This window comes from Arthrobacter sp. CMU6, from assembly GCF_059090205.1.
Genome location: NZ_JBNHFL010000007.1, coordinates 11516 through 31595 on the forward strand (window position 1 = coordinate 11516; position 20080 = coordinate 31595).

Sequence of the window (20080 nt, forward strand, 5' to 3'; positions counted from 1 at the left end):
CCAGTAGAAGACCCGCGCTGAAGACCGTGCGGCGGCCCCAGCCTTGAGAAGGTTTGAACAGTGCACCATTTGCTCATCGCCCTGGCAGCGTCCCCGGCACCCTCGCCGTCGCTGCGCCCCGGCCTCACCCAGGACCAGGTCACCCCCGGCCTGCTGGGATTCCTGCTGACCGCCTTCATCGTGGTGCTTACCGCGCTGCTGATCGTGGACATGGTGCGCCGCATCCGCCGCGTGCGGTACCGTGCCCAGGTGGAGGAAGAACGCCAGGCAGCCGCCGAGGCGGCCGGCATTGCCCGTGACGACGCCGCCAACGGCAATGCAGGCCGCGCCGACACCTGATCCCGGATCAGGGCAGCCAGAACCCGGGCAGCCCGGGCCGGGGGAGTTCAATGCCCTCGGCTCGGAACCCTCTGCCTACCTGCGCCAGCACGCCGGCAACCCGGTGCACTGGCAACCGTTCGGGGAGGCCGCCTTCGCGCGGGCCGCGTCCCGGGACGTCCCCGTTTTCCTCTCCATCGGCTACGCCGCCTGCCACTGGTGCCACGTCATGGCCCGCGAATCCTTCGAGGACGACGCCACCGCTGACTACCTGAACAGCCATTTCGTCGCGGTCAAGGTGGACCGTGAGGAGCGCCCCGACGTCGATTCCGTCTACATGGCCGCCACGCAGGCCATCAGCGGCGAGGGCGGCTGGCCCATGTCCGTCTTCCTGACCTCCGGCGGCCTGGCCTTCCATGCCGGCACTTACTTCCCGCCCCGGCCCATGCCCGGGCGTCCGTCCTTCCGCCAGGTCCTCGTGGCCGTGCATGAGGCCTGGACGGAACGCCGGGACGCCGTGGAGGAAAATGCCCGCTCCCTCGCGCAGAACATGGGCGAGGTGCAGCTCGCGGCGGCGGTGGACGTGTCCCGCCCGCCGGAACTTCTCGACGCCGGACTGCTGCCCGCCGCCGTGCGCTCCCTGGCCGGGTCCGAAGATCGCGACGACGGCGGGTTCGGCACCGCCCCTAAGTTCCCGCCGTCCGCTGTCCTGGAGTTCCTGGTCCGGCACGCCGCGGTGCCCTCGGAAACTGCCGGGGAGGCAAGGGACATGGCCGGGCGCACGCTGGCGGCCATGGCCCGCTCTGCCCTCTTCGACCAGCTCGACGGCGGCTTCGCCCGGTATTCGGTGACGCGCGACTGGTCCGTTCCGCACTTCGAGAAGATGCTGTACGACAATGCCCAGCTGCTGCGCGTCTACGTGCACTGGCTCCGGCTGGGCGGAACGGCGGGGTTCCCGGCAGCCGAGGCCGCGGACATCGCCTCGCGGACCGCCGACTGGCTGCTCTCCGCGCTCGGGCTGCCAGACGGGGGACTGGCGTCCTCGCTGGATGCCGACTCCGTGGTGGACGGGGAGCACCACGAAGGGGCCAGCTATCTCTGGACGCCCGAGGAGCTGGAGCGGGTGCTCGGTGCGGAGGACGCCGCGGTCGTCGCCTGGATGATGAACGTCGGCACCCGGGGCACCGTCTCGGAGCTCGGCTCGCCACTGCACCCGGGGCGGGCGCTGGACGGTGACGAGGCGCAGCTCTGGTACCAGGTGAGGGACCGCCTCCGGGAAGCCAGGGCACGCCGGCCGCAGCCCGAGCGGGACGAGAAGGTGGTGGCGGGCTGGAACGGACTCGCCGTGGCTGCACTCGCGGAGGCCGGGGCAGTTCTGGCCCGGCCGGACCTCGTTGCTGCAGCCGCCCGGACCGCCGGCTACCTGGAACGCGTCCACTGGCGCGGGGACACTGCGCGGCCGGATGCAGGGGAGCTGGTCCGCGTCTCGCATGGCGGCGCGGCCAGGGGAATCGGGGGCCTGCTTGAGGACTATGCGTTCTGCGCGGACGGCTTCCTGGCGCTGTACTCAGCCACCGGCGATCCACACTGGTACGCGCTGGCCGAGGCGCTGATCCGGGCGGCATGCACCCGGTTCGTCGACGACGGGAGGCTCGCCGACTCCGCAGGGGAATCGGAGCAGGTGGTCAGCGCTCAGGGCGGAAAACCGGGGCTGGACCCCTTTGACAACGCCACTCCCAGCGGCGCGGCCGCCTTTGCCGGCGTCCTGCTGAGCTATGCCGCCCTGTCCGGCTCGGCTGAACACCGGATCATGGCCGGGAATATCCTGTCTTCACTGGTGCCCCCGTTCGCAACGCGTGCACCGCGCGTTGCCGGCTGGCTGCTGGCCACAGCGCAGGCCGCGCTGGCGGGGCCGCTGGAGGCCGCCGTCGTCGGACCAGCCGGTCCCGAACGGGACGAACTGCACCGCGCGCTGCTGCTGTCCCCGAGCCCGGGGCTGGTAGTGGCGGCAGGGGAAGCCGGGACGGACGACGCCGGGACGCCGGCCAGCGTGCCGCTGCTGCGGCAGAGGCCCGCCGGACCCGGCGGCGCGCCGCTCGTCTACATCTGCCGCGGCATGGTCTGCGAGCGGCCCGTGGCGACCGTTGCGGAGGCGCTGGAACGCCTCAACTCAGCACTGCGATGAGGATGGCCGCGAAGTGCGCGGCAAACGCCAGCACCGTGAAGGCGTGGAAAAGCTCGTGGAAGCCGAAGTGCCGGTAGCTGATGTTGGGCTTTTTGAGGGCGTAGAACACGGCACCGGCGATGTACAGCGCGCCGCCCACGCAGATGAGCAGGGCTGCCGGGACGCTCGCCGCGAAGAAGGCCGGCAGGTAGAACAGGGACCCGCAGCCCAGGCCGATGTAGATGGGCACGTACAGCCAGCGGGGCGCATCGGTCCAGAGCAGTCGGAACAGGACACCCAGGATCGCGGCGGACCAGATCAGCCAGAGCAGGAACACCGCCGTCGGCCTGTCCAGCAAACTCCACGCGAGCGGCGTGTAGCTGCCGGCAATGACCAGCATGATGTTGGTGTGGTCCAGCCGTTTGAGGACGCGTTTGACACCGGGCGACCAGTTGCCGCGGTGGTACACCGCGCTCACGCCGAACAGCAGCACGCCGGTCAGCGCGTAGATGGAGGACGTGATCCTGCGGTCCGCGGTGGGAGCCACCGCAACCAGGGCAATCCCTGCAGCCAAGGCGAACGGCGCCGTGACCGTGTGGATCCATCCCCGCCACTTGGGCTTGATCGTCAGCAGTTCCGCGATGCGTTCCGCGGCGTCGTCGACGGCGGTGGGTTCGGCCCTCGACGGCTCCGGTCCGCCGTCCGGGGCGTTGTTTTTCATGTCCTCCAGAATAATCTACGGTTCGGTAAGTTACTCCCCGGTAACGATTTGGCTGCCGGGTGGGGTTGCCCGTTCAAGGCCGCTCACAGCCGCCGCCTGCACGCGGCCGCCGCCTCCGGACGGTAGCCTAGGACTTGCAGAAAAGTCTTACAGCAGGAAGTCAGGTGAATCTCCGGATGGAATGGCCCGGGTTCCTCTATGGCTTCTATGAGCGCAAGCTCCTGCGCTCGCTGGAGCCGGAACGGATCCCCCGGCACATCGGCGTCATGGTGGACGGCAACCGGCGCTGGGCCCGGCAGTTCAATGCCCCGACCAGCCAGGGCCACCAGGCCGGCGCGGACAAGATCCATGAATTCCTCGGCTGGTGCCAAGAACTGGGCGTCCGGGTGGTCACCCTGTACATGCTCTCCACGGACAACATGAGCCGCTCCGGCGAGGAACTTGACCTGCTCATGGGCATCATCGCCAACACGCTGGACCGGCTCGACGAGGACGCCGACATCTCGGTCCATGCCATGGGTGCCCCGGAGCTTCTCCCGGACTACCTGGCGGAGCGGCTGACCAAGCTCACGGCCAGGACGCCGGTGCGCGAGAAGCTCCACGTGAACGTGGCCGTCGGCTATGGCGGCCGGCGCGAGATTGTGGACGCGGTGCGCGAGCTGCTGCACGACGCCGTGGCGCACAAGGCGGACATCAGCGAACTCGCCGACTCCCTGAGCGTGGAGGACATCTCCCGCTTTCTCTACACCCGCGGCCAGCCTGATCCGGACCTGGTGATCAGGACCTCCGGCGAGCAGCGGCTCTCAGGCTTCCTGATGTGGCAAAGCGCCTACAGCGAGTTCTACTTCTGCGAGGCCCTGTGGCCGGCCTTCCGGAAGGTCGACTTCCTCCGCGCCCTGCGGGACTACGCCGGCAGGCAGCGCCGCTTCGGTTCCTAGCCTTCCGCCGTCTGCTGGCAGTCCTCCGGGCGGCCCCGTTCACTCCGAATTCACACAGTGGCAACAGGAATCGCCGGAACAAGACGTTGGAAATTAGTTCGGGGCGATTTACGTTAAACCCATCAGCAGGCAAACCGCCGGCTGATCGGGGAGGCCAGTACATGGAGCGATTCTTCGCACCGGTTGTATGGGAGGCCGGATCCGGCCTCGTGGCCGAGCCGCCTCACCAATAACAATTCCGGGCATGTGCCCCGGGGCTGGAGTCGATGTGGCTATTTCTGAACAACTGCCCGACGTCATCACGGACAAGGGTGAGAAGGCTACCTCTCGCGCCAAGCGAGCCAATTCAAAGACCGGTGCGGACACGAAAGACGCCGCAGCCGGTCTTGCTGTTTCCGGCCCACAGACTGAAACCCAGCCATCAGTCTCCACTTTCGTCATCGATACCTCGGTGTTGCTCTCCGACCCCCGCGCCCTGCTGCGGTTTGCGGAGCACGAAGTCATTGTGCCGATCGTGGTGATCACCGAACTTGAAGGGAAGCGGCATGACCCCGAACTCGGCTACTTCGCACGGAAGGCGCTCCGGCTCCTTGATGACCTTCGCATCCAGCACGGTGGGCTGAACCGGCCCATCCCGCTGGGCGACGCGGGCGGTACGCTCATGATCGAGCTGAACCACATCTCGGCCGAAGTCCTGCCCGCCGGGTTCCGTGCCGGGGACAACGACAGCCGCATCCTCGCCGTCGCCAAGAACCTCGCCAACGAGGGGCGCCATGTCACCGTGGTGTCCAAGGATCTGCCCATGCGGGTCAAGGCCTCGGCCATGGGCCTGCTGGCCGACGAATACCGCAACGAGCTCGTCAAGGATTCCGGGTGGACCGGCGTCGCCGAGATCGATGCCAGCGACGAGGAGATCTCCACCTTGTACGGCCACGAGCCGGTGTTCATCCCGGCGGCCGCCGAGATGCCGGTCAACACCGGCCTGGTGGTGCTCAGCAGCCGGGGCTCGGCCCTGGGCCGCGTCGGTGCCGACAAGCAGGTCCGCCTGGTCAGGGGGGACCGCGACGTTTTCGGCCTCCACGGGCGCTCCGCGGAGCAGCGGCTCGCCATCGACCTGCTGATGGATCCCGCGGTGGGCATCGTGTCCATGGGCGGCCGTGCAGGCACCGGCAAGTCGGCGCTTGCCCTGTGTGCCGGCCTGGAAGCGGTGTTGGAACGCCGCGAGCACCGCAAGGTGATCGTGTTCCGTCCGCTCTTCGCCGTCGGCGGCCAGGAGCTCGGCTACCTGCCGGGTTCGGAAGCGGAAAAGATGAACCCCTGGGCGCAGGCGGTTTTCGACACCCTGGGCGCGCTGGTGAGCCAGGAAGTCGTGGAGGAAGTCATGGACCGCGGCATGCTGGAGGTCATGCCGCTGACCCACATCCGCGGACGCTCCCTGCATGACGCCTTCGTGATCGTGGACGAGGCACAGTCCCTCGAAAAGAACGTCCTGCTCACCGTCATGAGCCGGATCGGGCAGAACTCGAAGATCGTCCTCACCCACGACGTTGCCCAGCGCGACAACCTCCGGGTGGGACGGCACGACGGCATCGCAGCCGTCGTCGAAACCCTGAAGGGCCACCCGCTCTTCGGCCACATCACCCTCACCCGGTCCGAACGCTCGCCCATCGCGGCGCTCGTCACGGACCTGCTCGAAGGGGCTTAGCTCTTCAGGGAAACCGCCGGTTGAGCTTGTCGAAACCGAGTCCTGGTTTTGACAAGCTCAATCGGCGAGACTCAACCCGGAACGCCCAGGAGGAACCTGGCTGCGGGTTCGTGGCCTTCCACCCTCAGCTGCCAGTCGGGGCGGCGGAATCCTTCGGGCGTGAGGCGGACCCGTTGGACTGTTTCCTGCCTGCCGCCCCAGGACATCCTGGTAAGGCCGTTCAGTTCATAGCCGAGCGACCGGGAGACGCCCAGGGAGGCGGCGTTCCAGGTGGCCGCGTCGGATTCGCAGACTTCGGCGCCAAGCCAGTCAAAGGCGTAAAGCGCGACGGCGGCCCGCATCTCCCTGCCGAAGCCGCGTCCCTGGGCGCTTTTCCGCAGCCATGATCCGGTGGTGACCATGCGGAGAACCGAAAAGTCCCGCGCTGCGATGTCCTGGCAGCCGAGAAAGGTGCCGTCGTGCCAGATCCCCAGCGTCAATGTCCAGGAATCGGGTGTGCAGGCGGCGCGGCACTGCCAGTACCAGCGGGCCATGTTCGGTCCCAGCTCGTCTGCGGGCACCGCGGTCCACGGTGTGCTGAACGGATTACGGCCCTGGTCGTGGATGCCGCTGGCAGCCGCCGCAACGGCCGCGGGGATGTGGTCGTCGCGCAGTGGGCGCAGCGTGAGCCGGGGAGTGGCCAGCGTGAGCGCGAACGGCGGCCACACGGAGATCAGCTCGGTCATGCCGGAAGCCTAGCCGATCGACGCGGCCACATGGCTCCTGGGCGTCCGCCCGAGCCGGGACCGCCGCTGTCAGCGGGTGTGGTGCGACAGGCCCAGGGACAGCCGGGTGTTGCCGGGCCCCTCCAGCACCAGGGCGACCGCCTGGTTGGGAAGCTCAAAGACCATGGTGGCGTCGACCGAATCGCCTTGCCCGAGTTGCGACTGGGCAGGTGAAGTCCAAAGCGGATGGATGCTGCCGGCGCCCAGCCCGGTTACCGAGAACTGCGATGTGTCCAGCGTGATGCCCTCGCCCTCCAGGGCCGTGAACTGCACCAGTATCCGCACCCGGTGGGTCCCAGCGGACGGTCCCTCGTCCAGCACCTGGACGCGCTCCGGCGGAAGCCAGCCGTCCTTTTCCAGGGGGATGATGCCGTTGATCCGGGCCGTTCCGCCGGGGACCACCGCGCTGGCGCCCAGGGGAGTGCTGGCCTCCGGCTTGGCCGTGAGGAAGAGATATCCCAGCACGAGCCCCAGGACGCAAAGCAGGGAGAGCGGGATCAGCAGCAGTTTCCTGCGGCGCCGGGTACCGGTCCTGCCGGTGACGGACGTGTCAGGTGGCGTCGATACGTCTGGAGCCGTGGTTGACATGGCACGAGTCTGCGGCCGGCAGGTTGGGAAAAGCCTGCGCAGGCCCCCGCATTCCGGGTGGCCTGTCAGGCCGGGTTGGGCCGCAGCGGCCACTGGATGTGCTCGCGCACATCGGTGAGGTTCATCGGCTCGGCCACGAACAGGTCGTCCAGCATGTACTCATCCACGGCCAGGATCCGGATGCGGTGCCCGGGAAACTGCCCCCCGCCGTCGGCCGGTTCGGCGGCCACGCACACGCCGGTTCCGGCATCGATGCGGATCCTGGTCCGGCCCGGGCCGCAGAGCGGCGCGGCCGGATCCAGCGGCCGGTATCCGGGGTTCGGCGAGACCACAGTCTCCAGCGCGGGACGGCCTTCGTGCGTCACCTGCTGAACCGGCTCCAGCACCTCGACGGCGTTCGCGTTGGGGAACTCCAGCGGCACCGGGGCGTTGCCCGCCAGCTCCACCGGATCCAGTGCAGCAGCGAACCGGCCGTTTCCGAACGAGGGTTCGCCGTACGCGGCTTCCGGACGGCGCCGCACCAGACCGCCGTCGTCGTAGACCGGCGTCACCAGATGCGCGGGCAGAAGCCACGACTTCCGGGTGGCGCTGATGTACAGGCCGTCGCGGGAGTCATTGATGCCGGTGGTGCTGCCGAGCAGGGTGCCGTCACCGGACTCCAGACGGAGCGCACCGGGACGGCGCAGCCAGGCGCGGACGGTGCTGCTGCCAGGGGTTTCGATGTATTCAAAACGCAGGGACTGCCATTTCCACGGGGACGAGCGGCACAGGTTGCGGAAGGAGGCGGCCGACGTGGGCGTCGCACCGCCGCCGTGTTCCTGCCGGTGTTTGGCGTCCCAGGTCCCCATATCCACAGTTTACGCGCGGCCCCCAGCGGCAGGCCGGGCGAATCCAGTAGCATCCGAGAGTGATCCAACGACTTGGCGAACTGTGGGAAGCGGCACCGCCGGCATTCTGGCTGCTGCTGGCGGCGTGCGCCTACTTCGCTGTGATGGCGGTGCGGCTCACCGTCATCGACGTCCGCCACCACCTCCTGCCGAACCGGATTGTGTTCCCCTCCTACGGCATTGCCGGCGTGCTGCTGCTGGGGGCGGTGCTCACCCTCGCGGCAGTGGAACCGTCCGGACTGCCCGACGGCGCGGCCCGCCTTTTCGGCGTACCCGCGCTGAGGATTGCGGCCGGGGGAGCTGTGCTGTGGCTCTTCTACTTCCTGCTGCGGCTGGTGTATCCGCCCGGCATGGGGTTCGGGGACGTGAAACTCGCCGGCGTCCTGGGGCTGTACCTGGGCTACCTCGGCTGGCCGCACGTTTTCGCGGGAACGTTCGCGGCGTTCCTGCTCGGCGGCCTCTGGAGCATCGGCCTGCTCGCACTGCGCCGCGGGACCCTCAAGTCGGCCATTCCGTTCGGGCCGTTCATGCTGGCCGGGGCGGCCGCGGCGATGGTCCTGCTGCCGGCCTGAGTTCCACCCACGCTCAGCGCGAACGGACGCTTGGGGCCCAACCCTCAGCGCGAACGGACACTTGGGGCGACGAGGCACACGCCCGGGGCCCCTCAGCCGCGCCAAGCGGCAGGTCAGCGGCGCTGGCCGGCCAGCTCGCCGTCGTCGTCCTTCACACCGTCAGCTTCACGCAATGCCGGTTCACGCAGGAGTTTTTGTCCACGTATCGCGCTTTGGAGGGTCCTAAAGCCGCGATATCTGGACAAAAAACCCCAAAAGGACGACGACGGCCGGCCGCCTTCGCCGGGAAGGTGGGCGGCCGCCGTCGTCCTTATGCGGGGGATCAGGCCTTGTGTGCCGGAGCCGTCATGGTGGTGACGTCCAGTGCCTTGTCGAGATCGGCCTCGGAAACCTTGCCTTCGCCTTCGCCGACGAAGCCCAGCTTCTCGGTGGCCTGGCGGACAGTGAGGCCCTCGGCTACGGCCGTCTTGGCGATCTTGGCTGCGTTTTCGTAGCCGATGAACTTGTTCAGCGGGGTAACGATGGACGGCGATGCCTCGGCGAGGAAGCGGGCACGTTCAACGTTGGCGGTGATGCCGTCGATCATCTTGTCGGCCATGACACGGCTGGTGTTGGCCAGCAGGCGGACGGACTCGAGCAGGTTCGCGGCCATGACCGGGATGCCCACGTTCAGCTCAAAGGCGCCGTTGGTGCCGGACCAGGCGATGGCGGTGTCGTTGCCGATGACCTGCGCGCAGACCATGATGGAGGCCTCGCAGATGACGGGGTTGACCTTGCCCGGCATGATCGAGGAGCCCGGCTGCAGGTCCGGAATGGCGATTTCGCCGAGGCCGGTGTTGGGGCCGGAGCCCATCCAGCGCAGGTCATTGTTGATCTTCATGAAGGAGATCGCGATGTTGCGCAGCTGGCTGGAGGCTTCGATGAGGCCGTCGCGGTTGGCCTGGGCTTCGAAGTGGTCGCGGGCCTCGGTCAGCGGCAGGCCGGTGTCCGTGGCGAGCAGCTCGATGACCCGCTCCGGGAAGCCGGCCGGGGTGTTGATGCCGGTGCCCACCGCGGTGCCGCCGAGGGGAACTTCGGCCACGCGGGGGAGTGCGGCGTTGATGCGCTCAATGCCATAGCGGACCTGCGCGGCGTAGCCGCCGAACTCCTGGCCCAGGGTCACCGGGGTGGCGTCCATGAGGTGCGTGCGGCCGGACTTGACCACGTCCTTGAACTCGACGGCCTTGCGCTCCAGGGACTCGGCGAGGTAGCCGAGGGCCGGAATGAGGTCGTTGATCAGGGCCGAGGTGGCGGCAACGTGGACGGAGGTGGGGAACACGTCGTTGGAGGACTGCGAGGCGTTGACGTGGTCGTTGGGGTGGACCACCTTGTCGCTGCCTGCTGCCTTGAGGGCGCGCGACGCGAGCTCGGCGAGGACCTCGTTGGTGTTCATGTTCGAGGACGTGCCGGAGCCGGTCTGAAAAACGTCGATGGGGAAGTCGCCGTCGTACTTGCCCGTAGCCACCTCGTCGGCAGCGTCTGCGATCGCCTTGGCCAGCTCGCCGTCGAGCACACCCAGTTCAGCGTTGGCCTGGGCAGCGGCCTTCTTGACCCGGGCCAGCGCCTCGATGTGGGCGCGTTCCAGGGTTTTTCCGGAGATCGGGAAGTTCTCGACTGCACGTTGCGTCTGCGCGCGGTACAGGGCGTTCACGGGGACGCGGACTTCGCCCATCGTGTCATGTTCAATGCGGAACTCTTCAGTGGAAGTCATGGGGCTAGCTTAGGACGCCCGGGCGCCGCATCGAAAACCGTGAACGGCTTGCTACAGGCGGCCCGCCCGGGCGCTTCCAGGAGGCTTCTAGAGGTCGCCGATTCCGGAAACAAGCTCCGCGTGGCCCTCGCCGAGGCTGTAGGAGAGGCCGATGACCGCTGCCCGGCCCGACTCGATTGCGTCCGAAATCACACGGGAGCTGTCCACCAGGCGCTGCGAGGTCTGCTTGACGTGCTCCACCACCATGTCATTGACCTCCGTCTGCTCGTTCCGCAGGGAGGTGAGGACCGACGGGGTGATGCGCTCGACGAGGTCGCGGATGAAGCCCACCGGCATCTGGCCGGTTTCGACGGCGGATTTCGTGGCGCTGACCGCTCCGCAGCTGTCGTGGCCGAGCACCACGATCAGCGGCACGCCCAGCACCCCGATGCTGTACTCGAGTGAGCCGAGGACGGCGTCATCGATCACTTGGCCGGCCGTGCGGACCACGAAGACGTCGCCGAGTCCGACGTCGAAAATGATTTCGGCGGCGAGCCGGGAGTCGGAGCAGCCGAAGATCACCGCGAAAGGATGCTGGTTCTCCACGAGCGAGGACCGCCGGGAGGCGTCCTGGTTCGGGTGCGAGGATTCACCGGTTACAAAGCGTTCATTGCCTTCACGCAGACGGCGCCAGGCCAGGGCAGGAGTCAGGTAAGTTGTCACGGCCCCACACTACGGTGTGGGGCCCGCTGAGGGGGAAACAATGACAGCAGGGTTACTTTCCAGGGATTTGACGACGGCGGCGGCCAGGACCGCGAACTCCTCCAACTGGGCGTCGCCCGCCAGAACGACCGTGGTCCCGCGGTAGGCGAGCACCATGCTCTTCTCGCCCTTGCCTGTGTCATGGAGTTCCCATTCCCGTCCGCCGGCGTTGCGCGTGCCTGTGACCGGGGCGTTCTTGGTCTGCTGCACCAGCCAGGTGGGGTTGGCCTTGCTGGTCTGGGTAAGGCCGATGAATTTTTCCTTCGGGGTCACGTACCCGACCTCCCAGGCGGCGACGCCCGTGCCTGAGGCGGCCGCCCAGCGGGCGTAATTCGGGTGGAATGTGTCGCCCGCGGCGGGGGCTACCGGTGTGAATCCCGCCACACCCGCGGCGTTCCGGGCCACGGCGCTGACATCGATGTTGGGGCGGAAGCCATCCGACTTCGGGGACGGATTCATCAGGACGATGGGCAGGAACGCAGCGACGCTCACCAGCAGGGCGATGATCATTCCGATCACCGAGGCATTGGCCCTTTTCGCGGCGGCAGCCGGGATCACGGGCTTGACGGGCTGGCCGGCCGGCGAAGGGGAGGGGGCGGGAGCCTGCGCGCGGCTCGAGGGGGCGGACTGGTCCTGCGTATCACTCACCCTTCTATAGTCGCCCATGCGGGGGCCGAACTCACATTCGAAGCCGACGGCGGTGAGGGCCGCTGTCCGTTACGGGGCGGGGTAATCCCACGCCCGTGGCCCTGCGGCGGCGACTATGATCAGTTACAGAGGAATCACCGCGATGGTCGACTCAGTCCTAGCGGGCCCAATGATCGCCACTCGAAGAAGAGGTTCACGTGTCACCAGCGTCCATTACCCAGAAGTACTCAACGCTTTCCCCGTCGCTCGCCGTCGGTATTGACGAGCCGGACCGCAACCTCGCCCTTGAACTTGTGCGCGTCACCGAAGCCGCGGCGATCGCCGGCGGCCACTGGGTGGGCTTTGGCGACAAGAACAAAGCGGACGGCGCCGCCGTCGACGCGATGCGTTCCTTCCTTCAGACCGTCCACTTCAACGGCGTCGTGGTCATCGGCGAAGGCGAAAAAGACGAAGCCCCCATGCTGTTCAACGGCGAACAGGTTGGTGACGGCACCGGCGCCGAGTGCGACGTCGCCGTCGACCCCATCGACGGAACCCGCCTGACGGCATTGGGCATCAACAACGCTTTGGCCGTCCTGGCCGTCGCCGAGCGCGGCTCCATGTTCGACCCCTCCGCTGTGTTCTACATGGAGAAGCTGGTCACCGGGCCTGAGGCCGCCGACATGGTTGACCTGCGTTTGCCGGTCAAGCAGAACCTGCACCTGATCGCCAAGGCTAAGGGCGTGAAGGTCAACCAGCTCAACGTCATGATCCTGGACCGCGATCGCCACCGCCCCTTGGTCGAGGAAATCCGTGAAGCCGGCGCACGCACTAAGTTCATCATGGACGGCGACGTTGCAGGTGCCATCGCGGCTGCCCGCTCCGGCACCGGCGTTGACGCCCTCATGGGCATCGGCGGAACCCCGGAAGGCATCGTGGCGGCCTGCGCCATCAAGTCCCTGGGCGGCGTGATCCAGGGCCGGCTCTGGCCCACGAGTGATGACGAAAAGCAGAAGGCGATCGACGCCGGCCACGACCTCGATCGGGTCCTGTCCACCAACGACCTCGTCACCAGCGACAACTGCTACTTCGCCGCCACCGGCATCACCGACGGCGACCTCCTCCGCGGCGTCCGCTACAACAAGGACAAGGTACTGACGCAGTCGATCGTCATGCGCTCCAAGTCCGGCACCATCCGTTTCGTGGACGGCGAGCACCAGGCCAGCAAGTGGGAAGGCTACGCCCGCAAGAGCTAGCCCCTCCGGCTCCGGCCGCTTCCCCTGGCGCCCTCCTGGCGCGAACGTACACCTGTGGCCCCTTTTCCGACCGGATTAGGGGCCACAGCTGTACGGTCGCGCATTTTTCAACGGAAGGCGTCCCAGGTCCCCGATGCCTGGCGGTTCAGCCGTCCCTGCAAGGTTGCCCTGACCTTTTCGAGAACGAAGGGCTTCTCGCCGTCTAGATCGTCCTTGAATATTCTGAGCTCCGTCCAACCGAGGCGCTCCGTGGTTTCCTTGCGCTTCCTGTCGCGTGCCGATTGGACGGGATCCGAATGGTGCCCGCCGTCGTATTGCAGCGCGAGGCCCTGTTCCGGATAGGCGGCGTCCGGCCAGACCGCCGGCTGCCCCCAACTATTGCGGATGACATGGTTGAGAACGGGTTCGCCGAGCGTGGTGCGGGCAAGAACCAGGCGCATTCTGGTCTCCTGCGGGGAGTCAGCCCCGACGCGGATCTCGGGGAGTGCGAGCCGCGCCGTCTTCATGCCCCGCATACCCGGGTGGGAGGCAACCATGCGCCGCAGGTCATCGATCGTTGCCAATGGAGCCCGTGGCACCGGAAATTCCGATCCATGTGCGACCACCGCGGAATCTCCCGCGGCGATAAGTTCGTCCATGCTGAGCAGATTTGCGAGATCGAGCCAGGTCCTCGCCGGTGAGGTGACCCGGACGCCGTCGTGGATCATCACCTCGCCGGGTTTGAAAGTCATGCGGTGACCAACGACGTTTCGCCGGCGGGGTTTGCTGCCGTCTCTTTCGCGCGCGATGTGGATTCTCCAGTCCTCCTGCATCCAGCCGGGCAGGCCGTAACCCCAGATCCGGGCCGCGGAATGATGGGAAAGTGTAGAAGCGTCATCCAGCGCGGTGTAGGCATGCAGGTTCGCGGACGTCGTGGCGCCTTCCAGCGGAACGCGGATTCCGCGCGAGGGTATGGTCAGGTCCGGCTGCCGCTGGCGTTTCCTCGACACACCGCAGGCAGCAGCATCGGAAGTAGTGAATGATCCCGCAGCCAGGTCCTGGGGCAGTGGTGTGAGACGCATGCTCCAGTGTGCACCGGGTAAAGTCCCGCCGGGAGGTTATCCACAGGGACACACCCCGGAGACAGCGCGAACGTACACTTGTGGCCCTAAACTGCGGGGCTTAAGTGTCCGTTCGCGCTCAGGGCGGGGCTTAAGTGTTCGTTCGCGCTCTACGCGGCGGGGGAGGGGCGCCTGATGATGGCCTTGATGCCGTCGCGGAGTTTGCGGGCCACCTGGTAGGCGGCGTAGCGGGGCCGGTTTACGGGCAGATCCCAGGTGCCGGGGTAGGCGATCTCCCGCCCGCCGAACGACTTCTTGAACGCGGTGAACCCTGCCCACTTGTGGTCGGGCTGGTCTGCGGGGGCCACGCCCCACAGGTCCACATGCTTCAGGCCCTTCTCCTGAGCATCGGCCATGAGCGTCACCAGGAGGGGAATGCCGGCGCTGAGCTTGCGGTGGGCGTCATCCATGGCCGCGTGGGCGTACGTCCGGGTGTCGCCGGAATCGTAAGCCAGCGCCGCCGCCACCGGGCCGCCGTGCAGGTCGGCAATGAACAGCGTGGCCGCGCCTGCCGGCATGAGGGACTGGGCCACCTGCGTCAGGTATTCGTCGCTCTGCGGTTTGAAGCCGTTCCGCCGAGCCGTCATGTGGAGGAAATTCAGGAGGACGCGGATGTCCTCGGGATCCTGCGTGGCGCGGAACGTGACGCCCTTCTTGTGGATGTTCCGGTACAGGTTGCGGTTCACCGGCTTCATCTCCGCCAGGACTTCCTTGAAGTCCCGGTCCAGGTCCACGATCCAGCTGAGTTCGGGCTGCTGGTTGACCGGGGCCGGCCGCAGGCCACGGCTCCGCAGTGCCTCCGGCGCACCCTCAGGATCGAGACCCGCGCTCACCGGCTCGATCCGGACGAAGACGGCGCCGCAGGACTTGGCCAGCGCGCGGAGGGCCGCCAGTGCGGCGTCGAACGCCTCAACCGATTCTGCTACAGGGCCGTAGGGGGCGTACAGGACCTTACCCGCGGGGTTCTTCTCCTCGATGGCAAGGAAGTTCCAGCCGGGACCGGACTGCCGGTGCACGTGGCGTCCCAGCGACTTCTGGAAGTCCTCCCAGGCTTTCGTGTGCAGGAAATACTCCACAGTGGGTCAGGCTTTCGTCGAGGTGGTCACGGCGAAGGCCACGGCGTTCTCCGTGGCCCCGGACACGGGATGGACGTTGACGGGGGCGTCGGCGTCCGGCAGGAAGGCACTCGCGCCGTGGCCCAGCTGAAGGTCGCCCTTCGGCGAGTCAAGGATCACGGAACCGGTGACGACAATAACCACCGCGGCGCCCGACTGTGCCAGCGGAACAGGCTCGCCGTCCGGCTGCAGTTCGATCCGCTGGAGCTGGAACTCGCGGAAGGGCGGGAAATACAGTTCCTGTCCGAGCTCGGAGGTCTCCGGCCGGAGCATGGGAACGTCCACGGATTCGAAGGCGATCGTGTTCAGCAGCTCGGGAATGTCGATGAACTTGGGCGTGAGTCCGCCGCGGAGCACGTTGTCCGAGGACGCCATCACCTCGACGCCGAGGCCGTGCAGGTAGGCATGGACTTTGCCTGCCGGGAGGTATACCGCCTCGCCGGGTTTCAGAGACAGCCGGTTCAGCAGCAGGGAGATCAGCACGCCGGGGTCGCCGGGGTATTCGCTGTTAAGGCTCAGTACCGTCGAAAGCTCGACCTGGTAAGGGGCAAGGGGTGCGCCCGAGGCCAGCACTTCGACCACCCGGGACGTGGCTTCCCTGACTTCTTGGCCACCGGTGATCAGCCGTTCGAACGCCGACCGCAGGGCCGCAGCCTCCTCGGGCTGCGAGAGGTCGTCGATGACGTCCTTCAGAACCTGCGGGACGCCGTTCCCGGGAAGCTCGAGGCAGCCGGCGAGGTGAAGGAAGATGTCGCGGGACTTTTCCGGGTCGCGGAAACCGCACAGCGACTCGAACGGGGTCAGCGCGTAAATCATTTCCGGCTTGTGGTTGTCGTCGTGGTAGTTGCGGTTCGCCGCGTCGGCCGGAATGCCGGCGTCGTTTTCGCGGGCGTACCCGGCCCGGGCCTGTTCAAGGCTCGGGTGCACCTGCAGCGACAGCGGCTTGGCGGCGGCGAGGAGCTTCGCCAGGAACGGCAGCCGGGGACCGAACTCGGCCACCGAAGCCGCGCCCAGAAAATGTTCCGGGTCCTCACTGATGAGCGCGTCCAGCGGCGTCGTGGTGCCGTCCGGGCGGAGAACCACCGACGGCGAGTCAGGATGGGCGCCGATCCACAGCTCGGCTTCCGGACCGCCGGACTCCGGCCGGCCGAGCAGGCCGGCAATCGCCGTCGTCGACCCCCAGGCATACGGCCGCAGGACATTCTCTATCTGGTACACGCCTGGTGTCCCCCCTCTTTTGATGTACGTAGTGCTCAAAGCGTGCTGCAGGTGATGCTCAAAGCGGTGCGCACTGGCCGTTGGTGGCGACGAGGTCGCGGATGGCCTGCTCGTTGCCCTCGCGCTTGAACTGGTTCAGCATCGCTTCTGTGATCGGTTCCCCCTCAGGAGTGGTGGTCACCGGGGTGAAGTCCGACGCCGACGACGGTGACGGCGAGGGGGTGGTGGCCGGAAGGCCTGCGGGGGGACCTGCCACCGCGCCTGCCGCGGAGAGACCGGTCCCGGGTACGGAACCCGGCTGCAGCAACGTGTCTTCCGGCGCGGCGGCCGGCGACTCGGAGCTCGCGGACGCGAGGAGCTTCTTGACCCGGTCATGGATCTGGTCGAAGTTGGGCACCGTGGAGAAGGACGCGTCGAAGTCCGGCGGGCCGATGGTGAGCCGCCTGATCTCCTGGCCCTTGGCCTTCATCGCCAGGTCCACGAAGCTGCCGAGCTGGCTGGCGGAGATGTTGGAGTCCACCACCTTGGTGCCGGCGTTGGCGATGTCCTCGAATTTCGCCAGCAGGGTTGCCGGGTCCAGCTGTTTCAGCATGGCCTGCTGGACGCACTGCTGGCGCGCGATCCTGGCGTAGTCGTCGACGAATTCCCGGGAGCGGCCGTACCAGAGGGCGTGGTAGCCGTCCAGCTTCTGGTCTCCGGCCGGGATCCAGCCCAGCGGCATGCCGTGGATGCCGTTGGCTTCGTCGATCATGTCGCCGCTGATGGGCACCCAGCCGCCGGCCTTGATCCGGATGCCGCCCATCGCGTCAATCAGCTTCGCGAAGCCGTCCATGTCCACCAGCACATAAGCCTGCACGGTGATGCCGAGCGTGCCCGAGACAGCTTCCAGGGTGGCCTGCGCTCCGGGATCCGCAACCCCCGGGTACAGGTCCTTGTGCTCGTTCGTGACCTCGGTGTTGATCGCGTTGATGAGGCATTCGTCGCCGCAGTTGTAGCCGTCCGGATAGACCTGGCGCATGGGCGAACCTTCGCTGAACTGGGCGTTCTGCAGGTTGCGCGGCACCGAGATGATGGCCGTCTGGCCGGATTTGGCGTCCACGCTGAGCACGGACAGGCTGTCCGGGCGCCGTCCGGTCCGGTCGGCACCGGCGTCGCCGCCCATCATGAGGAAGTTGTAGCGGCCGTCCACGGGGTCGATGGCCGGGCCGTTGGCGTTGAAGATGCTGCCGATCGCATTCCGGCTGACGTTGAGCAGGTATGCGGCGTAGCCCAGGGATCCGCTGCTCACCACCATGGCGAGGACAAGGGCAATCACGACGGCGGGCCGCATCCGGGTGGGCAGCAGCACCGGGCGGATCAGCCGCAGGGTGTTGACGAACAGGACCAGCCAGCCCACCGCCAGCGCGGTAAGGATAAGGACGATGAGCAGCGAGGCAACCGGATTGGTGATGATGTTGATCAGCAGGGTCCGGTTGGTGAACAGCAGTACCAGGGCAAGGATCCCGAGCAGCCAGGCGCTGAGGGTCACGCGCAGGGCGATGCGGCCAAGCTTGCGGTCGCCGGCCACGATCTGGGCGCTTCCGGGCACCAGCAGCGTGAGCAGGATCAGCAGGAATGCGCGCTTGGTCCGGACGGGTTCCGCCGCGCTCGAAGGGTTGCGGACGGGATCCGTCAGGGGGCCCTGGGACGGCAGTTCGGTGTTGGACATGGCAGATCCCTACCGGCTGCTCCGGAGAGCCACGTTTGCGTCGGAGAAGACTTCGTTGACTTTCTGGCGAAGATTGGCGCCCTTCCGGCTCGCCACGTCGTTGAGTTCCTGGGCGAAGTCCAGGAGTTCAGTCCGGAGGCGGGCGGAGAGGTCATCGGTGCCGGACGCGAGCATGCGGACGGCGAGCAGGCCTGCGTTCCGGGCCCCGGCGATGGAGACCGTGGCCACGGGGACTCCGGCGGGCATCTGCACGATGGAGAGCAGTGAATCCATGCCGTCCAGGGTCTTGAGCGGGACCGGAACACCGATCACGGGCAGGGGAGTGACCGACGCCAGCATGCCCGGCAGGTGCGCGGCACCGCCGGCGCCGGCAATGATCACGCGGAGGCCGCGCTCGTGCGCTGTCTGTCCGTAGCGGATCATCTCGGTGGGCATGCGGTGGGCGGAGACAACATCGGCCTCGAACGGAATGCCGAACTCGGCCAGGGCGTCGGCCGCAGCCTCCATGACAGGCCAGTCCGAGTCGGAGCCCATGACGAGGCCTACGAGGGGGGAGGGGGCGCCGGTCTCCGGGGCTGCAGCGGATTCGGGGCTCATGGGGTCTCCTCGGTGGTGCCTGATGCCGCGGCGGGCAGTCTGCCGTCACGGATGATGTTTGCCACGGTGGTGGCGCGCTGACGGAGGGAGTCCACGTCCGCAGCGGACGCGCCCACCAGGTTGACGTGCCCGATCTTTCGGCCGGGACGCACGGACTTGCCGTAGCAGTGGACCTTGGCGGCCGGTTCTGCCGCCAGTGCGGTCGGGAAGGCGGAGAAGAGGTCCTGGTTGTCTCCGCCCAGGAAGTTCTTCATCACGGCCACCTGGCCCAGGACGTCCGTCGCCCCCAGGGGAAGGTTCAGGACCGCCCGCAGGTGCTGTTCGAACTGGCTGGTGACGGAGCCGTCCTGCGTCCAGTGTCCCGTGTTGTGGGGCCGCATCGCCAATTCGTTGATCAGGAAGCCGGCGCCGCTGCCGGGCGTCTCGAACATCTCCACGGCCATGACGCCGGTGACGCCGAGTTCATTGGCGATCCGGAGGGCGGCCTCCTCGGCGGCCGCAGCCACCTCAAGGGAAATGTTCTGTGCCGGCGCGATCACCTCGTCGCAGACGCCATCCACCTGAATGGTGTGGACCACGGGCCAGGCACGGGAGGCCCCGTCGGGGGTGCGGGCAACGAGTGCGGAGAGTTCGCGGCTGAAGTCGACCTTGGCCTCGGCTAGGAGCGGGCTCATGGCCTCGAACCAGTCGGCGGTCTCTGCGGCTTCCTCGGGGGAACCGACGATCCGTACGCCCTTTCCGTCGTAGCCGCCGCGCGGGGTCTTCAGCACCACGGGCCAGCCGATCCGGTCCCCGAAGCTGATCAGCCCGGCGACGTCGTCCACCGCTGCCCAGTCGGGGTTGGGCAGCTCGAGGCGGTCGATGGCGGCGCGCATGACCAGCTTGTCCTGGGCGTTGACCAGCGCGTCCGGGCCGGGCTGGACGTTTACTCCGGCTTCGATCAGGGCATAGAGGTGGTCGCCCGGGACGTGCTCGTGGTCAAAGGTCATCACGTCCAGGCCCTTGGAAAATTCCATCAGGGCCGCGAGGTCCTTGTAGTCGCCCACGGGGGCATTGGGGACAGCGGAGACCGCGGATACGTCTTCGCCCTCGGCCAAAACACGGAGTTCAAAGCCCAGGGCGGTGGCGGCCGGGGCCATCATGCGCGCAAGCTGGCCGCCGCCAACCACGCCGATTACTGGAAAAGTCACATGTTCCAGCCTACAGAAAAGGAGCGCGGTTGCCGTCTTTCATTGCTGTGAAGCTCTCCAAGTCGCCCGATTTTGCCTGCGTGGCTGCGGATGGGGCCCTGCGGCGGAGGGGCGCACTGAG

At 67.4% G+C, this 20080-nt stretch carries 19 protein-coding genes; 6 read left to right on the forward strand and 13 right to left on the reverse strand.

What is annotated here, in order from left to right; all coding sequences use genetic code 11:
- Positions 1–60 precede the first annotated feature (60 nt).
- Positions 61–339, forward strand: a complete 279-nt coding sequence (locus AC5RWD_RS06470; protein ID WP_494019227.1) for a hypothetical protein — start codon at positions 61–63, stop codon at positions 337–339.
- Positions 317–2503: a thioredoxin domain-containing protein gene (locus tag AC5RWD_RS06475; protein ID WP_494019344.1), complete on the forward strand. Its 2187-nt coding sequence runs from the start codon at positions 317–319 to the stop codon at positions 2501–2503. Before AC5RWD_RS06470 ends, AC5RWD_RS06475 begins: the two co-directional genes overlap by 23 nt.
- Here the strand turns inward: AC5RWD_RS06475 and trhA are convergent.
- On the reverse strand, positions 2484–3125 hold the full coding sequence (trhA, locus tag AC5RWD_RS06480; protein ID WP_494019345.1) for a PAQR family membrane homeostasis protein TrhA: 642 nt from the start codon (positions 3123–3125) through the stop codon (positions 2484–2486). The genes AC5RWD_RS06475 and trhA overlap by 20 nt on opposite strands.
- A gap of 254 nt (positions 3126–3379) precedes the next feature.
- Between trhA and AC5RWD_RS06485 the strand changes: the two genes are divergently transcribed.
- Both AC5RWD_RS06485 and phoH2 read left to right on the forward strand, forming a co-directional pair.
- A complete protein-coding gene (locus tag AC5RWD_RS06485) occupies positions 3380–4141 on the forward strand; it encodes an isoprenyl transferase (RefSeq protein WP_306926727.1) in 762 nt (253 codons plus the stop codon).
- A 268-nt stretch (positions 4142–4409) separates the two neighbouring features.
- Positions 4410–5846: an RNA 5'-3' helicase PhoH2 gene (phoH2, locus tag AC5RWD_RS06490; RefSeq protein WP_494019228.1), complete on the forward strand. Its 1437-nt coding sequence runs from the start codon at positions 4410–4412 to the stop codon at positions 5844–5846.
- A 71-nt stretch (positions 5847–5917) separates the two neighbouring features.
- Here phoH2 and AC5RWD_RS06495 read toward each other — a convergent pair whose 3' ends face one another.
- The 3 genes from AC5RWD_RS06495 to AC5RWD_RS06505 form a co-directional block, all read right to left on the reverse strand.
- Positions 5918–6571, reverse strand: a complete 654-nt coding sequence (locus AC5RWD_RS06495; RefSeq protein WP_494019229.1) for a GNAT family N-acetyltransferase — start codon at positions 6569–6571, stop codon at positions 5918–5920.
- 69 nt (positions 6572–6640) lie between these two features.
- Positions 6641–7198, reverse strand: a complete 558-nt coding sequence (locus AC5RWD_RS06500; RefSeq protein ID WP_494019230.1) for a hypothetical protein — start codon at positions 7196–7198, stop codon at positions 6641–6643.
- Positions 7199–7263: 65 nt separating this feature from the next.
- A complete protein-coding gene (locus tag AC5RWD_RS06505) occupies positions 7264–8046 on the reverse strand; it encodes a hypothetical protein (RefSeq protein WP_494019231.1) in 783 nt (260 codons plus the stop codon).
- A 59-nt stretch (positions 8047–8105) separates the two neighbouring features.
- Between AC5RWD_RS06505 and AC5RWD_RS06510 the strand changes: the two genes are divergently transcribed.
- Positions 8106–8657, forward strand: coding sequence for a prepilin peptidase (locus tag AC5RWD_RS06510; RefSeq protein ID WP_494019232.1), 552 nt, complete (start codon positions 8106–8108; stop codon positions 8655–8657).
- A gap of 322 nt (positions 8658–8979) precedes the next feature.
- Here AC5RWD_RS06510 and AC5RWD_RS06515 read toward each other — a convergent pair whose 3' ends face one another.
- The 3 genes from AC5RWD_RS06515 to AC5RWD_RS06525 all read right to left on the reverse strand — a co-directional run bounded on the left by AC5RWD_RS06515 (position 8980) and on the right by AC5RWD_RS06525 (position 11814).
- The gene (locus AC5RWD_RS06515) at positions 8980–10407 is read right to left on the reverse strand and encodes a class II fumarate hydratase (protein ID WP_494019233.1); all 1428 of its coding nucleotides are present in this window, start codon (positions 10405–10407) and stop codon (positions 8980–8982) included.
- Positions 10408–10494: 87 nt separating this feature from the next.
- Positions 10495–11109 (reverse strand): carbonic anhydrase, encoded by a 615-nt coding sequence (locus tag AC5RWD_RS06520; protein ID WP_003797999.1) that lies wholly within the window; start codon positions 11107–11109, stop codon positions 10495–10497.
- 9 nt (positions 11110–11118) lie between these two features.
- Positions 11119–11814, reverse strand: a complete 696-nt coding sequence (locus AC5RWD_RS06525; protein WP_494019234.1) for a DUF4245 domain-containing protein — start codon at positions 11812–11814, stop codon at positions 11119–11121.
- Positions 11815–11993: 179 nt separating this feature from the next.
- Between AC5RWD_RS06525 and glpX the strand changes: the two genes are divergently transcribed.
- The gene (glpX, locus tag AC5RWD_RS06530; protein ID WP_494019235.1) at positions 11994–13031 is read left to right on the forward strand and encodes a class II fructose-bisphosphatase; all 1038 of its coding nucleotides are present in this window, start codon (positions 11994–11996) and stop codon (positions 13029–13031) included.
- Between the two features lie 107 nt (positions 13032–13138).
- Here glpX and AC5RWD_RS06535 read toward each other — a convergent pair whose 3' ends face one another.
- The 6 genes from AC5RWD_RS06535 to AC5RWD_RS06560 form a co-directional block, all read right to left on the reverse strand.
- A complete protein-coding gene (locus AC5RWD_RS06535) occupies positions 13139–14092 on the reverse strand; it encodes a hypothetical protein (RefSeq protein WP_494019236.1) in 954 nt (317 codons plus the stop codon).
- A gap of 149 nt (positions 14093–14241) precedes the next feature.
- The gene (locus AC5RWD_RS06540) at positions 14242–15207 is read right to left on the reverse strand and encodes a lipid II:glycine glycyltransferase FemX (protein WP_494019237.1); all 966 of its coding nucleotides are present in this window, start codon (positions 15205–15207) and stop codon (positions 14242–14244) included.
- Positions 15208–15213: 6 nt separating this feature from the next.
- Entirely contained in the window at positions 15214–16464 is a 1251-nt protein-coding gene (gene manA, locus AC5RWD_RS06545; protein WP_494019238.1) for a mannose-6-phosphate isomerase, class I, read from the reverse strand.
- A gap of 58 nt (positions 16465–16522) precedes the next feature.
- Entirely contained in the window at positions 16523–18172 is a 1650-nt protein-coding gene (locus AC5RWD_RS06550) for an LCP family protein (protein ID WP_494019239.1), read from the reverse strand.
- 9 nt (positions 18173–18181) lie between these two features.
- A complete protein-coding gene (purE, locus tag AC5RWD_RS06555; RefSeq protein ID WP_494019240.1) occupies positions 18182–18769 on the reverse strand; it encodes a 5-(carboxyamino)imidazole ribonucleotide mutase in 588 nt (195 codons plus the stop codon).
- Positions 18766–19959: a 5-(carboxyamino)imidazole ribonucleotide synthase gene (locus AC5RWD_RS06560; RefSeq protein WP_494019241.1), complete on the reverse strand. Its 1194-nt coding sequence runs from the start codon at positions 19957–19959 to the stop codon at positions 18766–18768. Before AC5RWD_RS06560 ends, purE begins: the two co-directional genes overlap by 4 nt.
- Between the last annotated feature and the right edge of the window lie 121 nt (positions 19960–20080).